Source organism: Gluconacetobacter entanii (genome assembly GCF_003206495.1).
GTDB lineage: Bacteria > Pseudomonadota > Alphaproteobacteria > Acetobacterales > Acetobacteraceae > Novacetimonas > Novacetimonas entanii.
The window spans coordinates 1-20,644 of the sequence record NZ_NKUF01000012.1 but is presented as its reverse complement, the minus strand read 5'-3'; the positions used below and the strand labels follow the sequence as shown (position 1 = coordinate 20,644).

Below are 20,644 nucleotides of genomic sequence, written 5' to 3'. Positions count from 1 at the left end.
GCTTTTTTCAAAAAGCTTCAAGGAACGCCGCCTTTTTGAAAAAAGGCGGCACCCAAAAACTTTTGTACGCTTTACCGCAGGACGACGTGTTCACCGTCCTGCGCCGTCGGCAGGCCAAGCACCTGCCGGTAGAAATCGAGTTCCAGTTCAAGGGCGCGGCGCACCGTCGCCTCCTTGCGGAACCCGTGCCCTTCCCCTTCGAATTCATACTGCGCGCAGGCAACACCACGCTGCCGCAGGGCGCGCGCCATCTCGTCCGCCTGCGCGGGCGGCACCACATTGTCATCCAGCCCGTGCAGGAACAGGACCGGCACATGGATATCCGCCGCCTGCGCCAGGGGCGAGCGCGCGATATAGGTGTCCTCGTCCTGCGGGTAAGGCCCGATCAGGGAATCGAGGTAGCGGGATTCGAACTTGTGCGTCTCCTGCGCCAGCGCGCGCAGGTCGGTCACGCCATACAGGCTGGCCCCGGCAGCGAACAGGTCGGAACGCGCCAGCGCACCCAGCACCGTCAACCCACCCGCGCTGCTGCCCCGGATGACGATGCGCTTCGGGTCCACCAACCCTTGCGCGATCAGGTATCTGCACGCGGCGATGCAGTCATCAATGTCCACGATGCCCCATTCGCGCTCCAGACGAAGGCGGTAGGGACGGCCGAACCCGGTGGAGCCGCCATAATTAACATCCACCACCGCAAAGCCGCGCGACGTCCACCACTGCACCTTGAACGAGAAGGCCGGGTTCGCCCGTCCCGTCGGTCCCCCATGCGCCATCACCACCAGCGGCGGCAGCGTGCCGGTTATGCCGCAATAACGTGCATTGGCGGGGGGATAGAAAAACGCGTGTCCCGTGCCATCCGCCGCATCGGACAGGGGGAAGTGCAGCGCGCGGGCGTGGGAAATATCCCCCGCCGCCATCGGCAGGGCGATCGCACGACGCAGGATGGTGGGCGGCTGTCCCGGCACGCCCCGCACGACCGAGGCCGCGTCGTCAGGTGGCGTGTCCAGCCATGCCAGCGTCCCGTCCGACAGCGCGACCGGGCATTGCGTCGGGAAATGCAGGTCCACTGGCGTGGCCGCGCCATCGCGCAGGATGACCATGCGGTTTTCCCCGTCGTGGATGGCCAGCGCAAGGATCGACCCATCCGGCAGCGGGCAGTAGCTGCGCAGGCCGAAGATCCATTGCGGCAGGCCGATTTCCGCCTGCATCGGGGCCACGGGCTTTGCGGGGGCGGCATCTGCAATATCGAAGCGGTAGAGGTTCCACCACCCGCTGATGTCCGATGACGCCAGCAGGTGGCCGTCTGCCTCCCAACGCGGCTCGATGACGGAACGCGCCGTGCCGTCCTCCCCCGCCAGCGTCCATGGTGCGGCCAGGCGGGGCATGTCCGCCCCCTCCTGCAGCAGGGAGGCCACGCGCAGGCGGGTGGCATCCCATGGCATGTTGGGATGGTCCCATTCCACCCACGCCATGAACCGCCCGTCGGGCGAGGGCCGGGGGCTGGCGAGGAAATCCGGTCCCATCACCAGCGCCGTGCCGCCATTGTCGGTGGGGTCTGTCCCCGCGCCGCAGTCAAAGGCAACGATGGCAGCCGCAGCTTCGCCACCGGTATTGTGATCCTCCCGCACGCAGAAAACGAAGCGCCCGTCCGGGCTGAGTGCGAAATCGGCAAAGCGCAGGCCGTCCATCCCGCCGAGTGCGCGTGGTGCGCCGTCACCGTCGATCAGCCATACGGACCCGTCCACGCGGTTGCTGAACACGATCCGGCCCTTTGCTGCGGTATAGGCCCCGCCGCCATATTCATGCACGCGCGTGCCGACATCGAACGGCGGTGGGGTCATGTCGCGCGTGACCCCATCGCGCCAGCGCACCAGCACGCGGCGTCCTGCCTCCGCCTGGCGTCCCTCGATCCAGTAGATGTCCGCGCCATCGGCCCGCACGTCCGACAGCCCCAGCGTGGCCCCGGCGACAAGGTCGGCGCTGATGGGTGAGGGCCACGTGCCAAAGGGAAGGGCAGTCCGGGCCAAAGGAGTGGAGGGGGGAGGGGTCATGTTTTATTCCTGCCATCTTCAGAACGTCATGATAGAACTTGGCATAGGGGAGTGGTGCCGATATTCCCACGCCTTGTCCTTCATGCATCACACTTGTCACAAGACGGATAAAGTCCACTGCTCCAGCATTTTGAACAGCTTTTTCAGCATTATGGCTATGGCGTGATCGGCATTATCGTCATGCTGGAAAGCATGGGCGTGCCGCTGCCTGCTGAAACGCTCCTGATTTCCGCCGCGATCTACTGCGCCAGCACGCATCACATGGATATCCGCTGGGTCGCCACCGCCGCCGTGCTTGGCGCGATCATGGGGGACAATTTCGGATACCTGATCGGGCGAATCTTCGGCTTTCCCCTTCTTGAACGCCATGGTGCGAAGCTGGGGCTGACACCAAAACGGCTGACGCTGGGACGGTTCATGTTCAAGCGGCATGGGGGAACAATCGTCCTGTTCGGGCGCTTTGTCGCCATACTGCGCGTGTTCATCGCGCTGCTGGCCGGGGCAAACCATATGCCGTGGCACCTGTTCCTGGTGTTCAATGCGCTTGGCGGCCTGTTCTGGGCGGGGGGATATGCGTTCGGGGCCTATTACCTGGGGCACAAGGTGATGCAGATTTCCGGCCCCGTGGGTATCACGTTCGGCGTGCTGGGGGCCATCGGGCTTGTGGCTTCCGTCATCTTCCTGCGCCGCAATGAGCAGCGCCTGACCGAGGAAGCTGAAGCCGCCATGGAAAAAGACATGCAGAAATCCGAACAGCAGGACGCCTTATCATGACAGTGCACTGGGATATCACGCAGGCCCCGAGCCTGAAGGGCAAGGTGGCGGTTGTCACCGGGGCGACCGGGGGCCTGGGATATGCCACCGCGCGGGGGCTTGTTTCGCGCGGGGCGGAGGTCATCCTTGCCGGACGCAACCCGGCCAAGGGGGCGGCGGCACTGGAACGGCTGCGTACGGACTGTCCCGACGGGGCTGTCGATTTCATGACGCTGGATCTGGCCTCCCTGCAATCGATCGCCGATTTCACGCAGAACCTGTCGGGGCGGACGGGGTCGGTCGATATCCTTGTCAACAATGCCGGTGTCATGGGACCGCCGAAGCGGCAGGAAACCATCGACGGGTTCGAACTGCAGTTCGGGACCAACTATCTCGGCCCGTTCGCGCTGACGGCACGGCTGCGTCCGCTGCTGTGCGCGGGCAAGGGGGGGGCGCGCGTCGTCACGGTCGCAAGCCTTGCCGCGCTGTCGGGAAAACTGGTGTTCGACGACCTTCAGGCCCGGCATCACTACACCCCGTTCGGCGCCTACCGGCAGAGCAAGCTTGCCGACCTGATCCTTGCCCTCGAACTCGACCGGCAGGCGCGCCAGCACGGATGGCCGATCCATTCCATTGCCGCCCATCCCGGCTGGGCCATGACCGATATCGCCGTCAGCCGTTCCTCCAACCCGCAGGGGCTGCGTGAACGTCTGCTGCGGCGCGCGACGCTGGTGGCCTTTACCCTGTTCGGGCAGTCGGCCGATCATGGCGCGCTGCCGATCCTGTTCGCGGCGACCGCGCCGCAGGCCCGCGATGGCGGGTATTACGGTCCCGATGGCTGGGGCGAACGGCGTGGCAACGTGACGGAGGCGATCGTGCCGCCTGCGGCGCGCGACCTGCAACTGGCGCAGCGCCTGTGGCAGGTGTCGGAACGTCTGACGGGGACGGCGTTGTCGTAAGGGGCGGATGTCTTCAGGGGCATTGCCCCTGGAAACCATGACTTGTCAACGGATCAGGGTGCAGGGAGCACGCTCCCTGCCGGGTCCGGGCAGCGCCCGGCTGTCGCATGCATGTGATGGATATGTTCAGAATTTCAGGCGGAATTTCCCACGGATCCCGCTGTCGGTGGAGCGTTCGCCGTACTGTCCGATATAGGACACGCCGACATCAATACGGTTGATCATCACCGCTTTCAGCCCCGCATCCAGCACTGCCGCGTTTTCCGACAGGGGCACGCCCGCGATATCGAATGTCGTCCCGCCGCCATGGGCGAAATATTCCCGCGTGGTGGGCGTCAGTTCACCAAAAGCGTGGCGATAGGCAAAGCTGGCGTTGGGCACCAGCGTGACCGCCCCGGCCCGCAGGTTTGACGACATCCGCAGCCCGAAGGTGGAATAGGTGGTGCCGGTATCGATCGCGCGTCCGACCAGTGCCGCGCTGCCGCCATGTTCGTGGAACCCGTCGGTATGCAGGTTGACATAGGCAACACATTGGCGAACGGTTCCAGTGCCACAGGCCCGGCATCGAAGCGGTAGCCAAGGTCGCCAAAGCCCTGCGCCGTCCCACCCATATAGGCGCTGCTTTCACGCGCGGAATATCCCGAAAACGCCACCTGCCTGTTCATGCCCAGCATGTTCCACGAATACGTCGCGCCGATCCGCAGTGCCAGCCGTCCCCAATGCGTGCCTGCATAGCCACCGATCGACACATTGTTGCTGTGGCCCGAGGAATCACGCCCGCCAACATCAAAGGACGAGTGACCATAACTGACCAGTCCGCCGACACGCCACGTCCCGAACACCGGGGCGTCGGCACCAAGGATAAAGCCGCCGACACTGTGATGCATGCCCGCGGCATTGCCGTCGCCCGAATTATGGCCCCATCCGCCATAGGCCTCGCCCCACATCGTGGCGCGCTGCTGCTGGCATGTGCCATCGGTACGGCGGCCCCGCAGGGTGGCGGTTGACTGAGGTCCCGCCCCCGGATCGCACGCGGCCCCGCGCAGGCGGTCGATCGCGGCGTTACGCAGATAGAAACTGTCCTGAATCAACTCGGTCCGGGCAGAGGCATGGATTTCCCCCGATGTCGCGTTGAACGCCTGGCGCGCCTGCGCGTCGCTGCCGACAAGGCCGACCGTGCGGCCCAGCCCTGTGCCACCCATCGCATCCAGCGCCCCGGCAGACGCCATCTGGTTGCGCGTCACCGCCGCATCGGTAAAGGCGCGGGTCTGTTCGGCACGCAGATAGACATCGTTGGCATCATACGCATCCATGACGGAATCAAAGGCTGAAACCTGCGTATCGCCCAGCAGCGTATAGGTCCCGCTGACGCCCTGCGCCGCGCTGAGCACCCGGTATCCCGCCGTTCCCGCCGAATCCCGCAGGTCATTCACGATGGACTGCGACACCGACAGTTGCGCACCCTGCGCAATGGCCGCATGGCCCGTAACCGATACCAGGCCACCATCGGCCAGCAGGGTCGATCCCGCCTGCTGCTGCAGGTTGCCATTGACCGACAGCGTGCCCGTTCCGTCACGCCCGCCCTGCAGGGTCGCGCCCTGATCGACAACCACGTTGCCGACCGCGCCGCCACCTTCCAGCATTGCCCCGGATTCCACAGTTACCGGAGCGGCGGACAGGTTGCCATCCACCGCCAGCGTCCCGTCCGCGACATAGGTCTGTCCGTTATACGCCGTGCCATCGCCGGTATAATCCAGCAGGCCCGTGCCCGATTTCGTCATGGTACCTATCCCGGACATATTGTTGTTCAGGCTGTTATCAAGGGTATAATTTCCGTCATCGTGGATATCGAGATTTCCGCGCGACACGATATCGCCCACGATCTGCGACCCGTCATGTACGCCCAGTACCGTATTGCTGCCGTCCTGCAGGATCAGGGCCTGCGTGCCGCCCTTGATGGTTCCGTAATTTTCCAGGTCGGTCGTGCCGGAGGATGGGTTGCCCACGAATGCCACGTCGTTACTGGAAATCGTGCCATAGTTGTAGACCGCCACGTTTCCGCTGACGCGCACGCCCTGTTCCGCGCCAAAGATGGAACCATAGTTCGTGGCCACCATCTGCTGTTGGGCGGTGCCGGTCAGGGTCGCGCCGACCTGTACGGAGGTAATGACGCCCCCTTTCTCATTCACCAGGCTGATGCCGTTGGTCAGGGCCACGCCTTCGGACACATTCGTGTCCCCGTCCTTGCCAACGCCGGCAGCGCCTTCGGCCTTGATGGTCCCGTAATTGTCCACGATGGCGTCGTTATCGATGTCGATACCGTCCCCATCGCCTGTACCCGATCCGTCATAACCGCCGATGATGGTGCCGTAATTCACCACCTTGCCCGTACCGTCGGACCCGACGCCCGAACCGTTGCGCCCGATGATCGTCGCCCCGGCGGCGTTGTAGACATCCACATACCCGTCGCCCGTGATGCCATGGCGTTTGCCGGAAATCAGGCCCCCGGCCTCGTTGATGACGGTGCCGGTGGGGGCGTCCTGGAAATCGATGCCGTCATGGCTGTCGCCCGTCGCGCCATCGGCATAGATCGTGCCCGCGTTGATTACCGTGGCATTTGCGCCCGGACGGATGCCATCGGCGTCGTCCGATTTGATCAGGCCGCCTGCATTGTTGGTAATGGTACTCGTATTATCGGGGCCGACAAAATCGTTCAGGTCGATCGCCTGCCCGCCCGCCGTGCTTTCGATGGTGCCGCTGTTGGTGATGGACACCGTGCCGCTGGTCGCATCGCCGCCATGGATGGCGTCGTCCGACCCGCTGATCAGCGCTCCGGCCCCGATATTGACCGACACATTGGTCGGGTTCTTGATCGACAGCGCCTTGTCATCGTCATTCACCAACGATTCCCCGGCGGTCAGGGAAAAGTCCTGCGTGTCGGATATGCTCTTTGCCATGGCTGGCAGGCAGCCCTCGGCCAGCATGAGAACTGCCGTCGAAACACCAAGAGAAACATTCATGATTCGTAACGATTTTTTCATAACATTTCCAGTGGGATCTCGGCTTTTTGGCAAACATCCCGCCTGTAGATGAAAACCGTCAGGGGTGAAAGCGCACCCGTAAGTGTAGATATATCTTTGATAAAATATGTTACACGGAACCACTCGCTTTCCATGAGCCTCCCGCAGGCGGCATCTGCGCTGAACATTGTTCATTTTCATTGGGAAAACGGGCGTTCACATACCCGCGCAAGGTGTTCGAGCCGGCTCATTTCGGGAGATGACATGCCATTTCAAAATGGATGCATTGCTCCTGAAACATCCAAACGCAATGATTTGTCACGAATCTGTCATGTGATGCCGGAACATGATTCCGTGCCTGGCGATGCGCAATATCGGCTATCCGTACGGCGGAAGGGTCGGAAAATGCCGGCATCCGGGATAGGAATGCGCCCGTCCGGTCCTGCAACAGTCCTAACCGTCAGCCATGGGGCCGGGTATCGCGGCCGTTTCCTTGAGTATCAGGGAATGTCCCCGATCCTCAGTTGCGTACGAACGTCCAGTAAAAAGGCTGCCGTCCCGCCTTCAGCGCCTTGGCTTCATAGCGTGTCGGCGGCCAGCCTTCGGGCCGTTCAAGTACCGGCGGCGCCGTGCGGAACAGTGTCTGCGCCCCCATCACTTCCTCCACCCATGCCTGATAGGTGGGATCGTCACTGGCCACGCGCCAGATCGCACCGGGCTTGAGGATGCGCGCCATCATGCGCACCGTGTCGGGGTGGACGAAACGCCGTTTGGCATGGCGTGCCTTGGGCCAGGGGTCGGGAAACATCAGGAAGGCCCGGTCAATCGACGCATCGGGCAGTTCGCGCAGCAGGATGCGCGCGTCCTCGTCCCAGATGCGCAGCATGTCGGGTACCGGCGCATCGGCTTCGTGGTCATCGGGGACAAGGCGCGACAGCAGCGAACACAGGCCGTTATCGAACACCTCGCACGCGATATAGCCGACATCGGGATGGGTCGCATGCTGGGCAAGGGAGTGTTCGCCCCCACCAAACCCGACCTCCAGCCAGATTTCGCGCGGCGGATGGCCAAAGGCGCTGGCGGGGTTCGCCATGGCGATCGCGGGAAAGCGTAGGCGCGGCAGTGTCTGGTCAAGCAGGCGCTGCTGGCGTGGACGCAGGGGATGACCGCGCTGACGTCCGTACAGGCGATCGGGCGACGCCTTTACATCCACACTAGCCGTCATGGAAACAGTCATCCTTGGTGTCGGTCTTGTGGCGATGGGGCCGTGGCCTGCCATCGCGTCATGGCGCGACCGGTCCCGTCATGACAGCGGGAACCGGTCTGGCCGTCAGGCGATCAGCGGTTGAAGGCGCTGCGCAGGGCGTCGACGAGGTCCGTCTGCTCCCACGTGAAATCGTCCTTCGCCGCGTCGGGAGTGCGGCCGAAATGGCCATAGGCGGAGGTCTGGGTATAGATCGGGCGGTTCAGGCGCAGGTGCTTGCGGATGCCGCGCGGCGACAGGTCCATCACTTCGCGCAGGACACGGCCCAGCTTGTCTTCGTCCACGTCCTTGCCGGTTTCGGCGAGGTCAACATAGACCGACAGCGGGTGCGACACGCCGATGGCATACGAAATCTGCAGCGTGCAGGTATCGGCGAGGCCGGCCGCGACAATGTTCTTCGCCAGGTAACGGCAGGCATAGGCCGCCGAACGGTCAACCTTCGTCGGATCCTTGCCGGAGAACGCGCCGCCGCCATGCGGGGCCGCACCGCCATAGGTGTCAACGATGATCTTGCGTCCCGTCAGGCCGCAGTCCCAGTCGGGGCCGCCGATCACGAACACGCCGGTCGGGTTGACGTAGAATTCGTCTTCCGGGCACATCCAGCCTTCGGGCAGGACGTCCTTGACCACGCCGCGCAGTTCCTCGCGGATGGTGTTCTGGCTCGCACCCTCGACATGCTGGGTGGAAATGACGACGGAGGTCGCGCCCACCGGCTTGCCATCGACATAGCGCAGGGTGACCTGGCTCTTGGCGTCGGGCTGCAGGGCGGCCGCGCGCGGGTCGCCCGCCTTGCGCAGGTCGCGGATGCGATGGAGGATGCCGTGCGCGTAATGCAGCGGGGCCGGCATCAGGCTTTCGGTTTCGCGCGTGGCAAAGCCGAACATGATGCCCTGGTCGCCCGCGCCCTCGTCCTTTTCGCCCGCGCTGTCAACGCCGACGGCGATGTCGGCGGACTGCGCATGCAGGTAGTACTCAACCTCGGCGTTCTTCCACGAGAAGCCCGGCTGGTCGTAACCGATGTCGCGCACGGAGTCGCGCGCGCCTTCGATCAGTTGTTCCGGCGTGACGGAGGCGGGGCCGCGCACTTCGCCCGCAAGGACGATGCGGTTGGTCGTCACCAGGGTTTCACACGCAACGCGGGATTCCCCATCGGCCGTCAGGAACGCGTCAAGAACGGTATCGCTGATCCGGTCGGCAACCTTGTCGGGATGGCCTTCCGATACGGATTCAGAGGTGAACAGGAAGTCGCCTTTGTTGCGCATGTTGATTCCATACTATCTGGTAAAAACCATGGGGCCGCCGCATGGACGGGCGCTGAGTAGTGGACGGATTTGGCCGAAGTTCCCGCCAGCGTCAAGTTTTTTTGCCGAATACCCCCATCCCGCGCGTGGAATTCACTCCAGTCCCAGCACATTGTCCATCGAATACAGGCCCGGCCCCCGCGCCCCGATCCACTGCGCCGCGCGCACCGCGCCGGTGGCGTAGATGCGGCGGTTGAACGACCGGTGGGTGAGCGAGATCTGTTCGTTCGCGGATGTAAAGATGACGCTGTGTTCGCCAACAATCTGCCCGCCGCGCAGCACGGCAAAGCCGATTGCATCGTCCGCGCGCGGGCCGGTATGTCCGTCGCGGGCGGTCTCCATATGATCCTTCAGCACGATGCCGCGCCCGTCCGCCACGGCGTTGCCAATGGCCAGCGCGGTGCCTGATGGCGCATCGACTTTCTGCCTGTGGTGCATCTCCAGTATTTCGGCATCATATTCGCGTCCCGGCAGGGCGGCGGCCATCTGGCGCGCCAGGCGGGTCATCAACGTAACACCGGGGGAAAAGTTCGCCGCCTGTACCACCGCGATGCGTTGCGCCGCCGCATCGACGGCGGCCTGCTCTTCCTCGCCCAGGCCGGTCGTGCCCATCACCCATGCCGTTCCCGCCTGCGCCAGGGCCTGCGCATGCGCTTTCACGGTTGCGACGTTGGTGAAGTCGATCACCACGTCACAGACCTTCGCAAGGTCGGCGATGGAGGTGAAGATGGGGCAGGCCGGGCCGGTGGCGTCGCTGCTGGCGGGTTCCATGATGCCGTTGCGTGTCGAACCGCCCGCAACAATCGCACCCGCCGCCGCGACCTCCTCACGCAGCAGGCGGCCCACGCGACCGTTGATCCCGGCAATGCCGATACGCACCGTTTTCGTGTTCATGAAACTCTCCGCCCCTCTGTGATCTTGGTAAAATTGATGAAAGTTTTTGGTGAAGCTTTTTTCAAAAAGCTTCAGAAAACGCCGCCTTTTTGAAAAAAGCCGGCACCCAAAAACTTTTCATATTTTCAGGTTTTCCCCTGGATCGTCCTTTCAGACAGCCTCCACAAACAGATGGCGGCGCGACCGGGGGATCGCGCCGCCTGTAGCATATCCATGGTGCAAGTTGGGGGGACACCATGCATATGGGGAGGGAGCCTATACCCGATCCGGCGGCCATTTCAACCATGGCGCGCCGGATCGGGGAAGGTGGGGATCAGAGCTTGCCTTCAAGGAAGTCCTTCACCTTGCTGAAGAAGCCGGTGCTCTCGGGGCTGCCCTTGTCATGGCCGCCGCCCTCCGTCTCGAACTCCTCAAGCAGTTCACGCTGGCGGCGGGTCAGGTGGCGCGGGGTTTCCACGACGACCTGGATATACATGTCGCCACGCGCGGACGAACGCAGGACGGAGAAGCCCTTGCCACGCAGGCGCAGCGTCTCGCCCGTCTGGGTGCCTGCCGGGATCTTCACCTTGGCGCGCGATCCATCGACGACCGGCACCTCGATTTCCGTGCCCAGCGCCGCCTGCGTCATGCGCACCGGCACGCGGCAGTAGATGTTGGCCCCGTCGCGCTGGAACAGGGGGTGGGGCTCCACGCTGATATGGACATACAGGTCGCCCGGCGTCACGCCCGCGCCCCCGGCCTCGCCCTCGCCTGACAGGCGGATGCGCGTGCCGTCCTCCACCCCTGCGGGGATCGCGACTTCCAGCGTGCGGTTCTTTTCCACCGTGCCGGTGCCATGGCAGACCTTGCAGGGGTTGCGGATCAGGCGGCCGCTGCCATGGCAGGTCGGGCAGGGACGTTCGACGAAGAAGAAGCCCTGCTGCGCGCGGACCTTGCCCGCACCATGGCAGGAGGGGCAGACCTCCGCCGGCTGGTCCTTGTCGGCCGAACCGGTGCCGTCGCAGCTTTCGCAGGTGACGCGCGTGGGCACGCTGATCTGCTTCTTCACGCCGGAGAAGGCCTCCGCGAACGTGATGCTGACCTGTACCTGCAGGTCGGCGCCCGCGCGACGGCCGCCGCGACGCCCGCCCATCATGTCGCCGAACATCTGCTCAAAGATATCGCCAAGCCCGCCGCCGCCGAAATCGAACCCGCCGGCACCGCCGGGGCCGCCGCCCTCGAATGCCGCATGGCCAAAGCGGTCATAGGCCGCGCGTTTCTGGTCGTCCTTCAGGACGTCATAGGCTTCGTTGATTTCCTTGAACCGGTTTTCGGCCTCGGCATCGCCGGGGTTGCGGTCCGGATGGTATTTCATGGCCAGCCGGCGATACGCCTTCTTGATCTCGGTGCCATCGGCATCACGGGAGACTTCCAGAACCGCGTAATAATCAAGATTGGTGGCCATAATGGGTCCTCAGTGAAACGGGGCCGCCCCGGGACGGGGGATGGGTGGTGTCCCTGTTATGGGCACGGCGGACCGTTATCGATTGGGGTTGGAATCCGTATCGGATCCGTATCATGTCTTTAAAACAGGAAAAGCGCCCGTCTTCCATGAAGCACGGGCGCCACCTGGGATCGGGGGGCGGAAGCCTGTGGCTCCCGCACCCCCTTTACCGGAGTATGTATGACGCCTTGCGACGATCAGGACGACTTCTTGCTGTCGTCCACGTCTTCGAAGTCGGCATCCACGACCTTCTCGCCGTTCGGGCCAGCGGCACCGGCACCCGGCGCGGCGCCTTCGGCACCACCTTCGGCCTGACCCGCCTTGTAGACGGCCTCGCCCACCTTCATCGCGGCCTGCGTCAGGCGATCGGTCGCCTTCTTCAGCGCTTCGGCATCGGTGCCTTCAAGGGCCTTGCGGACCTCGGCGATCGCGGCCTCGGCTTCGGTCTTGTCGGCCGCCGGAACCTTGTCACCGGCTTCGGACAGGGACTTCTCGACCTGATGGGTCAGACCTTCGGCCTGGTTGCGGGCCTCGACCTGTTCCTTCTTGGCCTTGTCGGCGGCGGCGTTGGCTTCCGCGTCCTTGACCATGTTCTCGATGTCGGCTTCGGACAGACCACCAGACGCCTGGATCTTGATCTGCTGTTCCTTGCCGGTCGCCTTGTCCTTGGCGGACACGGACACGATGCCGTTGGCGTCGATGTCGAACGTCACCTCGATCTGCGGCACGCCACGCGGGGCGGGCGCAATCCCGGTCAGGTCGAAGGTGCCCAGCAGCTTGTTGTCCGCCGCCATTTCACGCTCGCCCTGATAGACCTTGATGGTCACGGCGCTCTGGTTGTCTTCCGCGGTGGAGAAGGTCTGGCTCTTCTTCGTCGGGATCGTCGTGTTGCGGTCGATCAGGCGGGTGAACACGCCACCCAGCGTCTCGATCCCCAGCGACAGCGGCGTCACGTCGAGGAGCAGCACGTCCTTCACGTCACCCTGCAGCACCGCGCCCTGCACCGCGGCACCGATGGCCACGACTTCGTCAGGGTTCACGTTGCGGGCAGGTTCCTTGCCGAAGAACTGCTTCACCGCCTCGATGACCTTGGGCATGCGGGTCATGCCGCCGACCAAGATCACTTCGTCGATTTCACCAGCGTTGACCGACGCATCCTTCAGCGCGGCGCGGCAGGGTTCCAGCGTGCGCTGGATCAGGTCGTCAACCAGGCTTTCCAGCTTCGCGCGGGTCAGCTTCAGCACAAGGTGCTTCGGACCGGACGCATCGGCCGTGATGAACGGCAGGTTGATCTCCGTCTCCTTGGAGGAGGACAGCTCGATCTTCGCCTTTTCCGCGGCTTCCTTCAGGCGCTGCAGGGCCAGCTTGTCCTGACGCAGGTCGATGCCCTGCTCACGCTTGAACTCGTCAGCGAGGTAGGCAATGATCCGCGCGTCGAAGTCTTCACCGCCGAGGAACGTGTCGCCGTTGGTGGACTTCACTTCGATCACACCATCGGAGATCTCGAGGATCGAGACGTCGAACGTGCCGCCACCAAGGTCATAGACCGCGATCGTGCCGCCGTTCTTCTTCTGCAGGCCATAGGCCAGCGCCGCCGCCGTCGGTTCGTTGATGATGCGCAGGACTTCGAGGCCCGCGATGCGGCCCGCATCCTTCGTCGCCTGACGCTGCGCGTCGTTGAAGTAGGCCGGAACCGTGATGACGGCCTGCGTGACGGGTTCGCCGAGGTAGGATTCAGCCGTTTCCTTCATCTTGCCCAGGATGAAGGCGGAAATCTGTGCCGGGGCGTACTTCTTGCCCTGCGCCTCGACCCAGGCGTCGCCGTTGTCGCCCTTGACGATGGCATAGGGGACAAGTTCCTTGTCCTTCGCCACGGTCGGGTCATCATAGCGGCGGCCAATCAGGCGCTTGACGGCATACAGCGTGTTGGCGGGGTTCGTGACGGCCTGGCGCTTCGCGGCCTGGCCAACCAGCATTTCGCCGTTGTCGGTGAACGCCACCATGGACGGGGTGGTGCGTGCGCCTTCGCTGTTTTCAATGACGCGGGTTTCGTCGCCTTCGCGGACCGCAACGCACGAATTGGTCGTGCCAAGGTCGATACCGATAACCTTACCCATGAATACTCTCCTTGATAGCGGTTTCCGTGGACCCGAAGCATCCGCGAAAACCCTTTTGATCATTCATTTGCCGGCGGGGGACAGGGGACTGTCATGATCACATCCACCCGGTCAGGCCCGTCAGCGTTACTTTCCGATTTAAGCAGCCCCACCCGGCCTTTCAAGGGGGGAGAAGCCGATCAACCGGCATTTTCAGCCCGTGATATCAGGCATGTCCCTTGGACACGACAACCATCGCGGGCTTCAGCAGGCGGCCATGCAGCGTCCATGCCGGCGTCCATGCCTGCATGACGGTGCCCGCGGCGTGTTCGTCGCTGTGCTGTTCCGCCATGGCCTGGTGCAGGTTGGCATCAAACGGCTTGCCGTGCGCGTCCACGGCGACGATGCCGTTGCGTTCAAGGATGCCCATGAACGAACGCTCGGTGCTTTCGATGCCTTCGCGCATGCTCTTGAGGATGCCGTCCTCATGTTCCGTCGGCGCGGGCAGGCTGGCGAGCGCGCGCTTGAGGTTTTCGGCGGCCTCCACAACGTCACGGGCGAATTTCTGCGTGGCGTACTGCCGCGCGTCCTCGATCTCGCGCTTGGTGCGGGTGCGCAGGTTCTGCATTTCCGCTTCGGCGCGCATCCATTTCTCGCGCATGGCGGCGACTTCGGCCTCAAGCTCCGCGATGCGGTCCGACGGCTCGGCCCCCGTTTCCGCTGTGGCGGCCGCCTCTGCCGCAGGGGCGTCATGCGGGGGCTGCTGGCCCTCTGTCTGGGGCTGGTGGGTACCGGCGCCGTGCGGGGCGTCGGCGTTGTGGGTTGGGTCTGTATCGTGGGTCATGACCTATCAAGTAGGTAACGGTCGCCTGATGGACAAGGCATGACGGTCTGCACAGGCATGCCGAATTTGCGTAATGCCCCTGATATGTGCTGCACCGTCAGATGCCGGGCGGCCGTCCCGTCCCTTCCTCATGTTCATCAATATGGCGCATGCCCTCATGACATGCGGGTCGATATGACGCTATGCTCCAACCGCCCTTCAAGGCAAGTCCCCGACGCGCGTGCCCGGTGGCCGCAATCCGCAGATGAAGCAGAAGAGATCCTGATGGAGCCGACGAAACAGACGATCGTGCTGGTTGATGACGATCGCAACATCCTGACGTCCGTGCAGATGACGCTGGAAGCGGAAGGGTTCACCGTCCATACCTATACCGACGGTGAAAGTGCCCTGCATGGCCTGATGAGCCGCCCGGCGGACCTCGCGGTGCTCGACATCAAGATGCCGCGGATGGACGGGATGGAACTGCTGCAGCGACTGCGTGCGCGTTCGCAACTGCCGGTCATCTTCCTGTCGTCCAAGGATGAGGAAGTGGACCAGTTGATGGGCCTGCGGCTGGGGGCGGATGACTACATCACCAAGCCCTTTTCGCAGCGCCTGCTGCTTGAGCGTATCCGCGCGCTGCTGCGCCGCAACGAACTGACCCGTAACGAGGCCGTTGGCGCCAATCCGGCGGGCAACATGGTGCGCGGCAACCTCTCGCTTGACGAGACGCGGCACCAGTGCCTGTGGCACGGGCGCGACATCCAGTTGACGGTGACGGAGTTCCTGCTGGTCAAGGCGCTGGCGACCCGCCCCGGCCTGGTGAAGTCGCGTGACCAGTTGATCGACGCCGCGTATGGCGAGAACATCTATGTCGATGACCGCACCATCGACAGCCACATCAAGCGCGTGCGCAAGAAGTTCCGGCAGGTGGACGAGGATTTCAACCAGATCGAGACGCTGTACGGCATAGGCTACCGCTACAAGGAAGAGTAGGAATTTCCCGCTGAAGCGTCCGTTCCCCATGCCTGGCCTTGCCCTGCGCCTGTCTGCCCTGCGTGCGCGCCTGCGTCCGAAAAAGGGGGGCGGCCGCATATCGGGCAACCATGCCGCCGCTGCCGTTTACATGGAATATCGCACGCGGCTTGTCTCGCCGCTGATGCGACGGATCCTGCTGGTCAACATGCTGCCGCTGGGGCTGCTGGCGCTGACGCTGCTGTACCTGACGCAGTTCCAGAACAGCCTGCTCGAGGCCGAGGTCTCCGCCCTGCGTGAACAGGCGCGCATCTATGCCGGTGCGCTTGGGCAGAGTGCGGTGACGACCACGCGCCATGGCGTGCTGCTGGACCCTGCGCTGGCGCGGCCGCTGCTGCTGCGCCTGACGGAGCCAAGCCCCAGCGCGCGTGCCCGCCTGTTCGCCCCGGATGGACAGCCCGTTGCCGACAGCCGTGCGGAGCGGGCAGGCCACCATGCCCACGGTTCCGGCGAGGGACGGCATGAGGGGACGGGCGGGGAAGAAGATGACCGCTCCCCGCTCTATCCCGAGTCCCGCAATATTGGCGAGCGTCTGTACAACTGGCTGCTGTCGCAGTTGCCGACCCTGTCGGGGGAGCGGATCATGACGCTCGACACCCCCGACACCGATCCGTCGGTGCAGCCGGTGGCCGGGCCGAACGGCATGCGCATCATGGAGATGCCGCCCTATATCCGCCGCACCGCGCATCAGCGCCTGATGGTGACGGTGGCCGAACCCGTGATGCATGACGGGCAGACCACGGTGGGAATCATCCAGTTGACGCGGGAGGCGCAGGACGTGGACCGTTCCCTGTTTGCCGTGCGGTCCTCCATCCTGTCGCTGTTCCTGATGGCGCTGGCGCTGACGATCCTGCTGTCATGGTACCTGTCGCTGACGATCGCGCGGCCGCTGCTGCGGCTGGCGGCGTCGGCGCATGTGATGCGTGAATCCTCCGGCCGGACCGACACGGTGCCCGAACGCCTGCTGCTGCGCCGGGACGAGATCGGGGAGGTCGCGCGTGCGTTGCAGGACAGTGCGAGTGCGCTGTGGGCGCGCATGGACGCCATCGAACGCTTCGCCGCCGATGTCAGCCATGAGATCAAGAACCCTCTGTCGTCCATCCGCTCCGCCATTGAAACGCTGCTGCGTATCGAGGATCCCGAACGCCAGCGGCGGCTGATGATGATCATCCATGACGATGTGCGCAGGATGGACCGGCTGATTACCGATATTTCCGATGCCAGCCGCGTGGATGCCGAACTGTCGCGTGCGCGCGCCGAACCCGTGGCCGTGGTGCCCCTGCTGTCGGTCCTGGCGGAAATCCACCAGACCACGCGCCAGCCCGGACAGCCGGTCATGAGCGTCGCGAGCAGCGGCAACAGCGCGGAACGGCCGCTGAAGGTCATGGCGGTGGAAGACCGGCTGGTGCAGGTGCTGCGCAACCTGATCGGCAATGCGATTTCGTTTTCGCCCCCCGACGGGCAGATCCTGCTGAGTGCCGTGCCGGCCGGCAACATGGTGGAGATTGCCGTTGCGGATGAAGGGCCGGGCATTCCACAGGCGAAGCTGGACAACATCTTCGACCGTTTTTATTCCGAACGCCCGACCAGCGAGAATTTCGGGCAGCATTCGGGGCTGGGCCTGTCCATCAGCCGCCAGATTGTCGAGGCCCTGCGCGGGACGATCAGCGCGGAGAACCGGATTGACGCGGACGGGAATGTCATTGGTGCCCGGTTCGTGATCTGCCTGCCAAGGGTGGTATGATCGGGGCTCTGGGGATTACCCTTTGGAAACCACGGCTGGCCGAGGAATCGGGTGATATCATTTAAAAGTTGGGGCTGGCATAGGTAAGCCAACAGAGGCTTGATATGTCGCATGAAAGCACGTCGTCGCAGCCGGCTGCCTGTCAGCATCCAAAAGCGCCTTCTGGAGCACTTCGTGGCGGGAACGCCCGCCCGGAGCGCTGCCGAACTTGTCGGCGTCAATCGCAATACAGCGACCCTGTATTACCGGAAATTGCGAGAGATCATCGCGGAACAGATTGCTCATGAGGCACCGGTCTCAGGTGAAATCGAAGTCGATGAGAGCTATTTCGGTGGACATCGCAAAGGAAAACGGGGCCGGGGTGCTGCCGGAAAAGTGGCTGTCTTTGGCCTGCTGAAACGGCATGGCCGCGTCCATGCCGTCATGATCCCCAATGCAGGACATCAGACGCTGATGTCGATCATTCGAAAGAAAGTGCAGCCGGATTCAATCGTCTACAGCGATTCCTGGCACGCTTACGACAAACTGGATATCTCGGAATTTCATCACGAACGCATCGATCACAGCAGGCATCTTGCCTTGGGCAGAAACCATATCAATGGCATCGAGAATTTCTGGAGCCAGGCGAAACGGCATCTGCGTCGATACAATGAAATACCACGCAAGGACTTCCATCTCTTCCTGGCCGAGTGCGAGTGGCGCTTCAACATCCGCTCGCCTGCAAAACTCCTGAAAATCCTCACTCAATGGGCTAAACTGCCTGCGTGAATCGTTCCAAACAATCCTTACCTATGCCAGCCCCTAAAAGTTTTTGGTGAAGCTTTTTTCCAAAAAGCTTCAGGGAACGTCGCCTTTTTGAAAAAAGGCGACACCCAAAAACTTTAGCTACTTTCCGTTGTGAAAGGGCGGGAATCCCATGCATCATGCTTCGTGCAATGCGGGGGCTTCTGTTTTTTCGGCGGGTGCATCAGCAGAAATGACCTCGGTTATGGTCCTGTAGAGTCTGTAATAAACCATGCGTCCGAAATGTTCCCTGTCGGTCTGGTCACTTCTTTCTTTTACATAATCGTCGATGTGCAGCAGGAAGGTATTTTTCCTGTTGGCCGTCAGTTCCATGATTTTCCGGTTGAAGGGGATGTGTGTTGAAACATTTTCAACTTCATTTTCATGGTTCAGGAATCTTTCGGCCCCAAGCAGGATGAACAGGAAAGACCCTTCGGGAATCCGGGGCAGGATACTGCGGAGGCAGTTTTCGAAATAGTCCGGGTCCGGCACATGGTAACGGAAATCGCCAGATGCGACATTGCGGAAGGCATCATCAAGGAATTTGTTCTGGTCATGATGTTCCCCCTGTGAAAAATTTTCCGTCATGATCGCATGACACTCGGGGAACGGATACCGGGTGGTGCCGTCCTGATATGAATATGTTGCGTACAATGCATCGACGGAAAAATTCAGCACGTAAACATCGTACGTCATGTCATCGAATTGTGTCGCGAAATCCTCTTTCCTGTAGCCAAGTTTTGAAATCCACGCCAGCCTTTCATCGGTCAGGCCAAAGATGGAATCATGGAACAGTTGCGAGTGGTCAATGCGGATGCTGACACCGTCGCGACAGAAATTCTGCTCCTCGACGACATGGCGGTTCCCCTGCTTGAGGTAATGGGCCAGTCCTGCGGCATGGCATCCCCCGCGAACATATATGCTCTTCCTGCTGGCGGCCACCATGGCGTCGGAAGAACCTCCCTCCTGGTTGATCCAGTCAATGTGCGCCGGGGAATTGATGTCCGATATGACCGTGCCCTGCACATGCAGGTCGGGCCGGTCGAGCGACTGGTAAACCCATTGTTCGATTCCCATGCCAAGTATGCGGCATGAAAAGCAGAAATGTTCAAAATAACTGATTCTGTTGACATAGACGAGTGAGTAGAAACCCACGATGCCATAATCGCCAAATTTATCGCTGACCCTGACCAGACCGGAATACCTGAATGTCTGTTTGATCTGCGACAGCAGGATATCCCGGGCTTCCTGCCGATCCTCCGGCAGGCGCTGCTTTGTGAAGTTGAGCTGGTTCGTCCGGTTGATCAGTTCTATTGCACGGTCAAGATGGTTTTCAACATCGTAGATGAACTCGACCCTGATATTACTGTCTTTCAGGAAGTCCTCGATATTGGAGAAATTTTCCTTTTCCTCATCACGGCTTTCCAGGACCTTGTAATGTTTCAGGCGTGAAAGGCCGGAATCATCCTTGCCCCTGAAACGGGTGTCCGTCAGGAGGTGTGGGATAATCTTCTCATCTGCAATGTGGATTTCCGGATTGACTGACAGGACTTCCTGCAGGTTATGGGTATTGTCGTCAATAAACATGACGGTTTCAGGACGAAGCTGGATACGCCGGATGATTTCGGCAACCCTTGCCCCCTTCGGGGACCAGTCGATGCTGGGGAAAACGAAATAATCCCAGATTCCCTTTTCCTGCAGGAGATGTCTGACGGATTCAAGATCATTTTTGGAACAGATGGAACTCATGATGCCCCGTTGGGCAAGTTCCACGACAATATTGTGGTATTCATCCGAATAGGAAATACCCCCTTCGGTCAGGGTGCCATGCCAAAATGTTTCATCCAGGTCCCAGATAACGAGACGAATTTCCTCAGACATAAAATCTTCTCCAGCAGGCAGACGATGCTACACCTTACTTGAAGCGGAATATTGTAAATTATCCGTCAATATTTCCTGGAGACTGTTTGAAAATAATATGTTGATAAAAACAGTAAAAGTTTTTGGTGAAGCTTTTTCCAGGGCCTGTTGGGAATTAACGCGAATTGATGATTGCGGCGGTGAGATAAATCATCGCTGCGAATGATCTGTCGGTCTTGTCGCTTCGCATGGCGATGCGCTTGAACTCCTTGAGCTTGCAGAAGAAGTTCTCGATGAGATGGCGCGCCTTGAACAGGGCTCCATCGAAGGGTCGCCTGTCGAGGCGGTTCCGACGCTGGGGAATGACCACGCTGGCCCCTTGCGCGCGTATGGTGTCCACGATCCAGTGGACATCGAACGCCTTGTCGGCAAGAAGTCCCTCGAAATCAGCCTGTTCAAGAAGCGGCGCCACCCCGACCGTGTCGTAATGCTGGCCGGGGATAAGCGTAAAGCGGACCAGATTGCCCAGGGCGTCAGTCATGGCGACGATCTTGGTGGACCATCCCGTCACACTGCGC

Annotated in this window: 15 protein-coding genes and 1 pseudogene; 5 read left to right on the top strand and 11 right to left on the bottom strand. The window is 62.0% G+C overall.

Features of this window, described 5'->3' with window-relative positions; translation table 11 throughout:
- Positions 1-71: 71 nt before the first annotated feature.
- Positions 72-2,051 carry a S9 family peptidase gene (locus CFR72_RS07270; RefSeq protein ID WP_110913330.1) on the bottom strand — a complete coding sequence of 660 codons (1,980 nt, stop codon included), beginning with the start codon at positions 2,049-2,051 and terminating at the stop codon, positions 72-74.
- A gap of 180 nt (positions 2,052-2,231) precedes the next feature.
- Between CFR72_RS07270 and CFR72_RS07265 the strand changes: the two genes are divergently transcribed.
- Positions 2,232-2,825: a DedA family protein gene (locus tag CFR72_RS07265; protein ID WP_110913379.1), complete on the top strand. Its 594-nt coding sequence runs from the start codon at positions 2,232-2,234 to the stop codon at positions 2,823-2,825.
- Complete coding sequence (locus CFR72_RS07260) at positions 2,822-3,763, top strand: SDR family oxidoreductase (protein ID WP_110913329.1); 942 nt, start codon at positions 2,822-2,824, stop codon at positions 3,761-3,763. The genes CFR72_RS07265 and CFR72_RS07260 overlap by 4 nt, the downstream gene beginning before the upstream one ends.
- Positions 3,764-3,889: 126 nt before the next feature.
- On the opposite strand, the gene CFR72_RS18275 is transcribed toward CFR72_RS07260, so the two are convergent.
- The 8 genes and pseudogenes from CFR72_RS18275 to CFR72_RS07225 form a co-directional block, all read right to left on the bottom strand.
- Positions 3,890-4,234, bottom strand: coding sequence for an autotransporter domain-containing protein (locus CFR72_RS18275; protein ID WP_279629158.1), 345 nt, complete (start codon positions 4,232-4,234; stop codon positions 3,890-3,892).
- A gap of 119 nt (positions 4,235-4,353) precedes the next feature.
- A pseudogene (locus tag CFR72_RS18010) lies at positions 4,354-5,406 on the bottom strand (autotransporter outer membrane beta-barrel domain-containing protein); the annotation flags it as partial.
- Between the two features lie 1,897 nt (positions 5,407-7,303).
- On the bottom strand, positions 7,304-8,008 hold the full coding sequence (gene trmB, locus CFR72_RS07250) for a tRNA (guanine(46)-N(7))-methyltransferase TrmB (protein WP_110096112.1): 705 nt from the start codon (positions 8,006-8,008) through the stop codon (positions 7,304-7,306).
- 113 nt (positions 8,009-8,121) lie between these two features.
- The gene (gene metK, locus CFR72_RS07245; RefSeq protein ID WP_110913328.1) at positions 8,122-9,309 is read right to left on the bottom strand and encodes a methionine adenosyltransferase; all 1,188 of its coding nucleotides are present in this window, start codon (positions 9,307-9,309) and stop codon (positions 8,122-8,124) included.
- 132 nt (positions 9,310-9,441) lie between these two features.
- Positions 9,442-10,242: a 4-hydroxy-tetrahydrodipicolinate reductase gene (gene dapB, locus CFR72_RS07240; protein ID WP_110913327.1), complete on the bottom strand. Its 801-nt coding sequence runs from the start codon at positions 10,240-10,242 to the stop codon at positions 9,442-9,444.
- 313 nt (positions 10,243-10,555) lie between these two features.
- Complete coding sequence (dnaJ, locus tag CFR72_RS07235) at positions 10,556-11,686, bottom strand: molecular chaperone DnaJ (RefSeq protein ID WP_110913326.1); 1,131 nt, start codon at positions 11,684-11,686, stop codon at positions 10,556-10,558.
- 236 nt (positions 11,687-11,922) lie between these two features.
- A complete protein-coding gene (dnaK, locus tag CFR72_RS07230; RefSeq protein WP_110913325.1) occupies positions 11,923-13,842 on the bottom strand; it encodes a molecular chaperone DnaK in 1,920 nt (639 codons plus the stop codon).
- 205 nt (positions 13,843-14,047) lie between these two features.
- Positions 14,048-14,665 (bottom strand): nucleotide exchange factor GrpE, encoded by a 618-nt coding sequence (locus CFR72_RS07225; protein WP_110913324.1) that lies wholly within the window; start codon positions 14,663-14,665, stop codon positions 14,048-14,050.
- A gap of 264 nt (positions 14,666-14,929) precedes the next feature.
- Between CFR72_RS07225 and CFR72_RS07220 the strand changes: the two genes are divergently transcribed.
- The 3 genes from CFR72_RS07220 to CFR72_RS07210 all read left to right on the top strand — a co-directional run bounded on the left by CFR72_RS07220 (position 14,930) and on the right by CFR72_RS07210 (position 18,191).
- Positions 14,930-15,640 carry a response regulator transcription factor gene (locus tag CFR72_RS07220; RefSeq protein WP_110096106.1) on the top strand — a complete coding sequence of 237 codons (711 nt, stop codon included), beginning with the start codon at positions 14,930-14,932 and terminating at the stop codon, positions 15,638-15,640.
- A gap of 130 nt (positions 15,641-15,770) precedes the next feature.
- Entirely contained in the window at positions 15,771-17,423 is a 1,653-nt protein-coding gene (locus CFR72_RS07215) for a stimulus-sensing domain-containing protein (RefSeq protein WP_110913378.1), read from the top strand.
- 111 nt (positions 17,424-17,534) lie between these two features.
- Positions 17,535-18,191 (top strand): IS1595 family transposase, encoded by a 657-nt coding sequence (locus tag CFR72_RS07210; protein ID WP_110913323.1) that lies wholly within the window; start codon positions 17,535-17,537, stop codon positions 18,189-18,191.
- Positions 18,192-18,344: 153 nt separating this feature from the next.
- On the opposite strand, the gene CFR72_RS07205 is transcribed toward CFR72_RS07210, so the two are convergent.
- Together CFR72_RS07205 and CFR72_RS07200 are read right to left on the bottom strand one after the other, a co-directional pair.
- Positions 18,345-20,087 (bottom strand): HAD-IIIC family phosphatase, encoded by a 1,743-nt coding sequence (locus CFR72_RS07205; protein WP_110913322.1) that lies wholly within the window; start codon positions 20,085-20,087, stop codon positions 18,345-18,347.
- Between the two features lie 154 nt (positions 20,088-20,241).
- On the bottom strand, positions 20,242-20,644 hold a 403-nt coding region (locus tag CFR72_RS07200), incomplete at its 5' end, for an IS5 family transposase (RefSeq protein WP_110913321.1).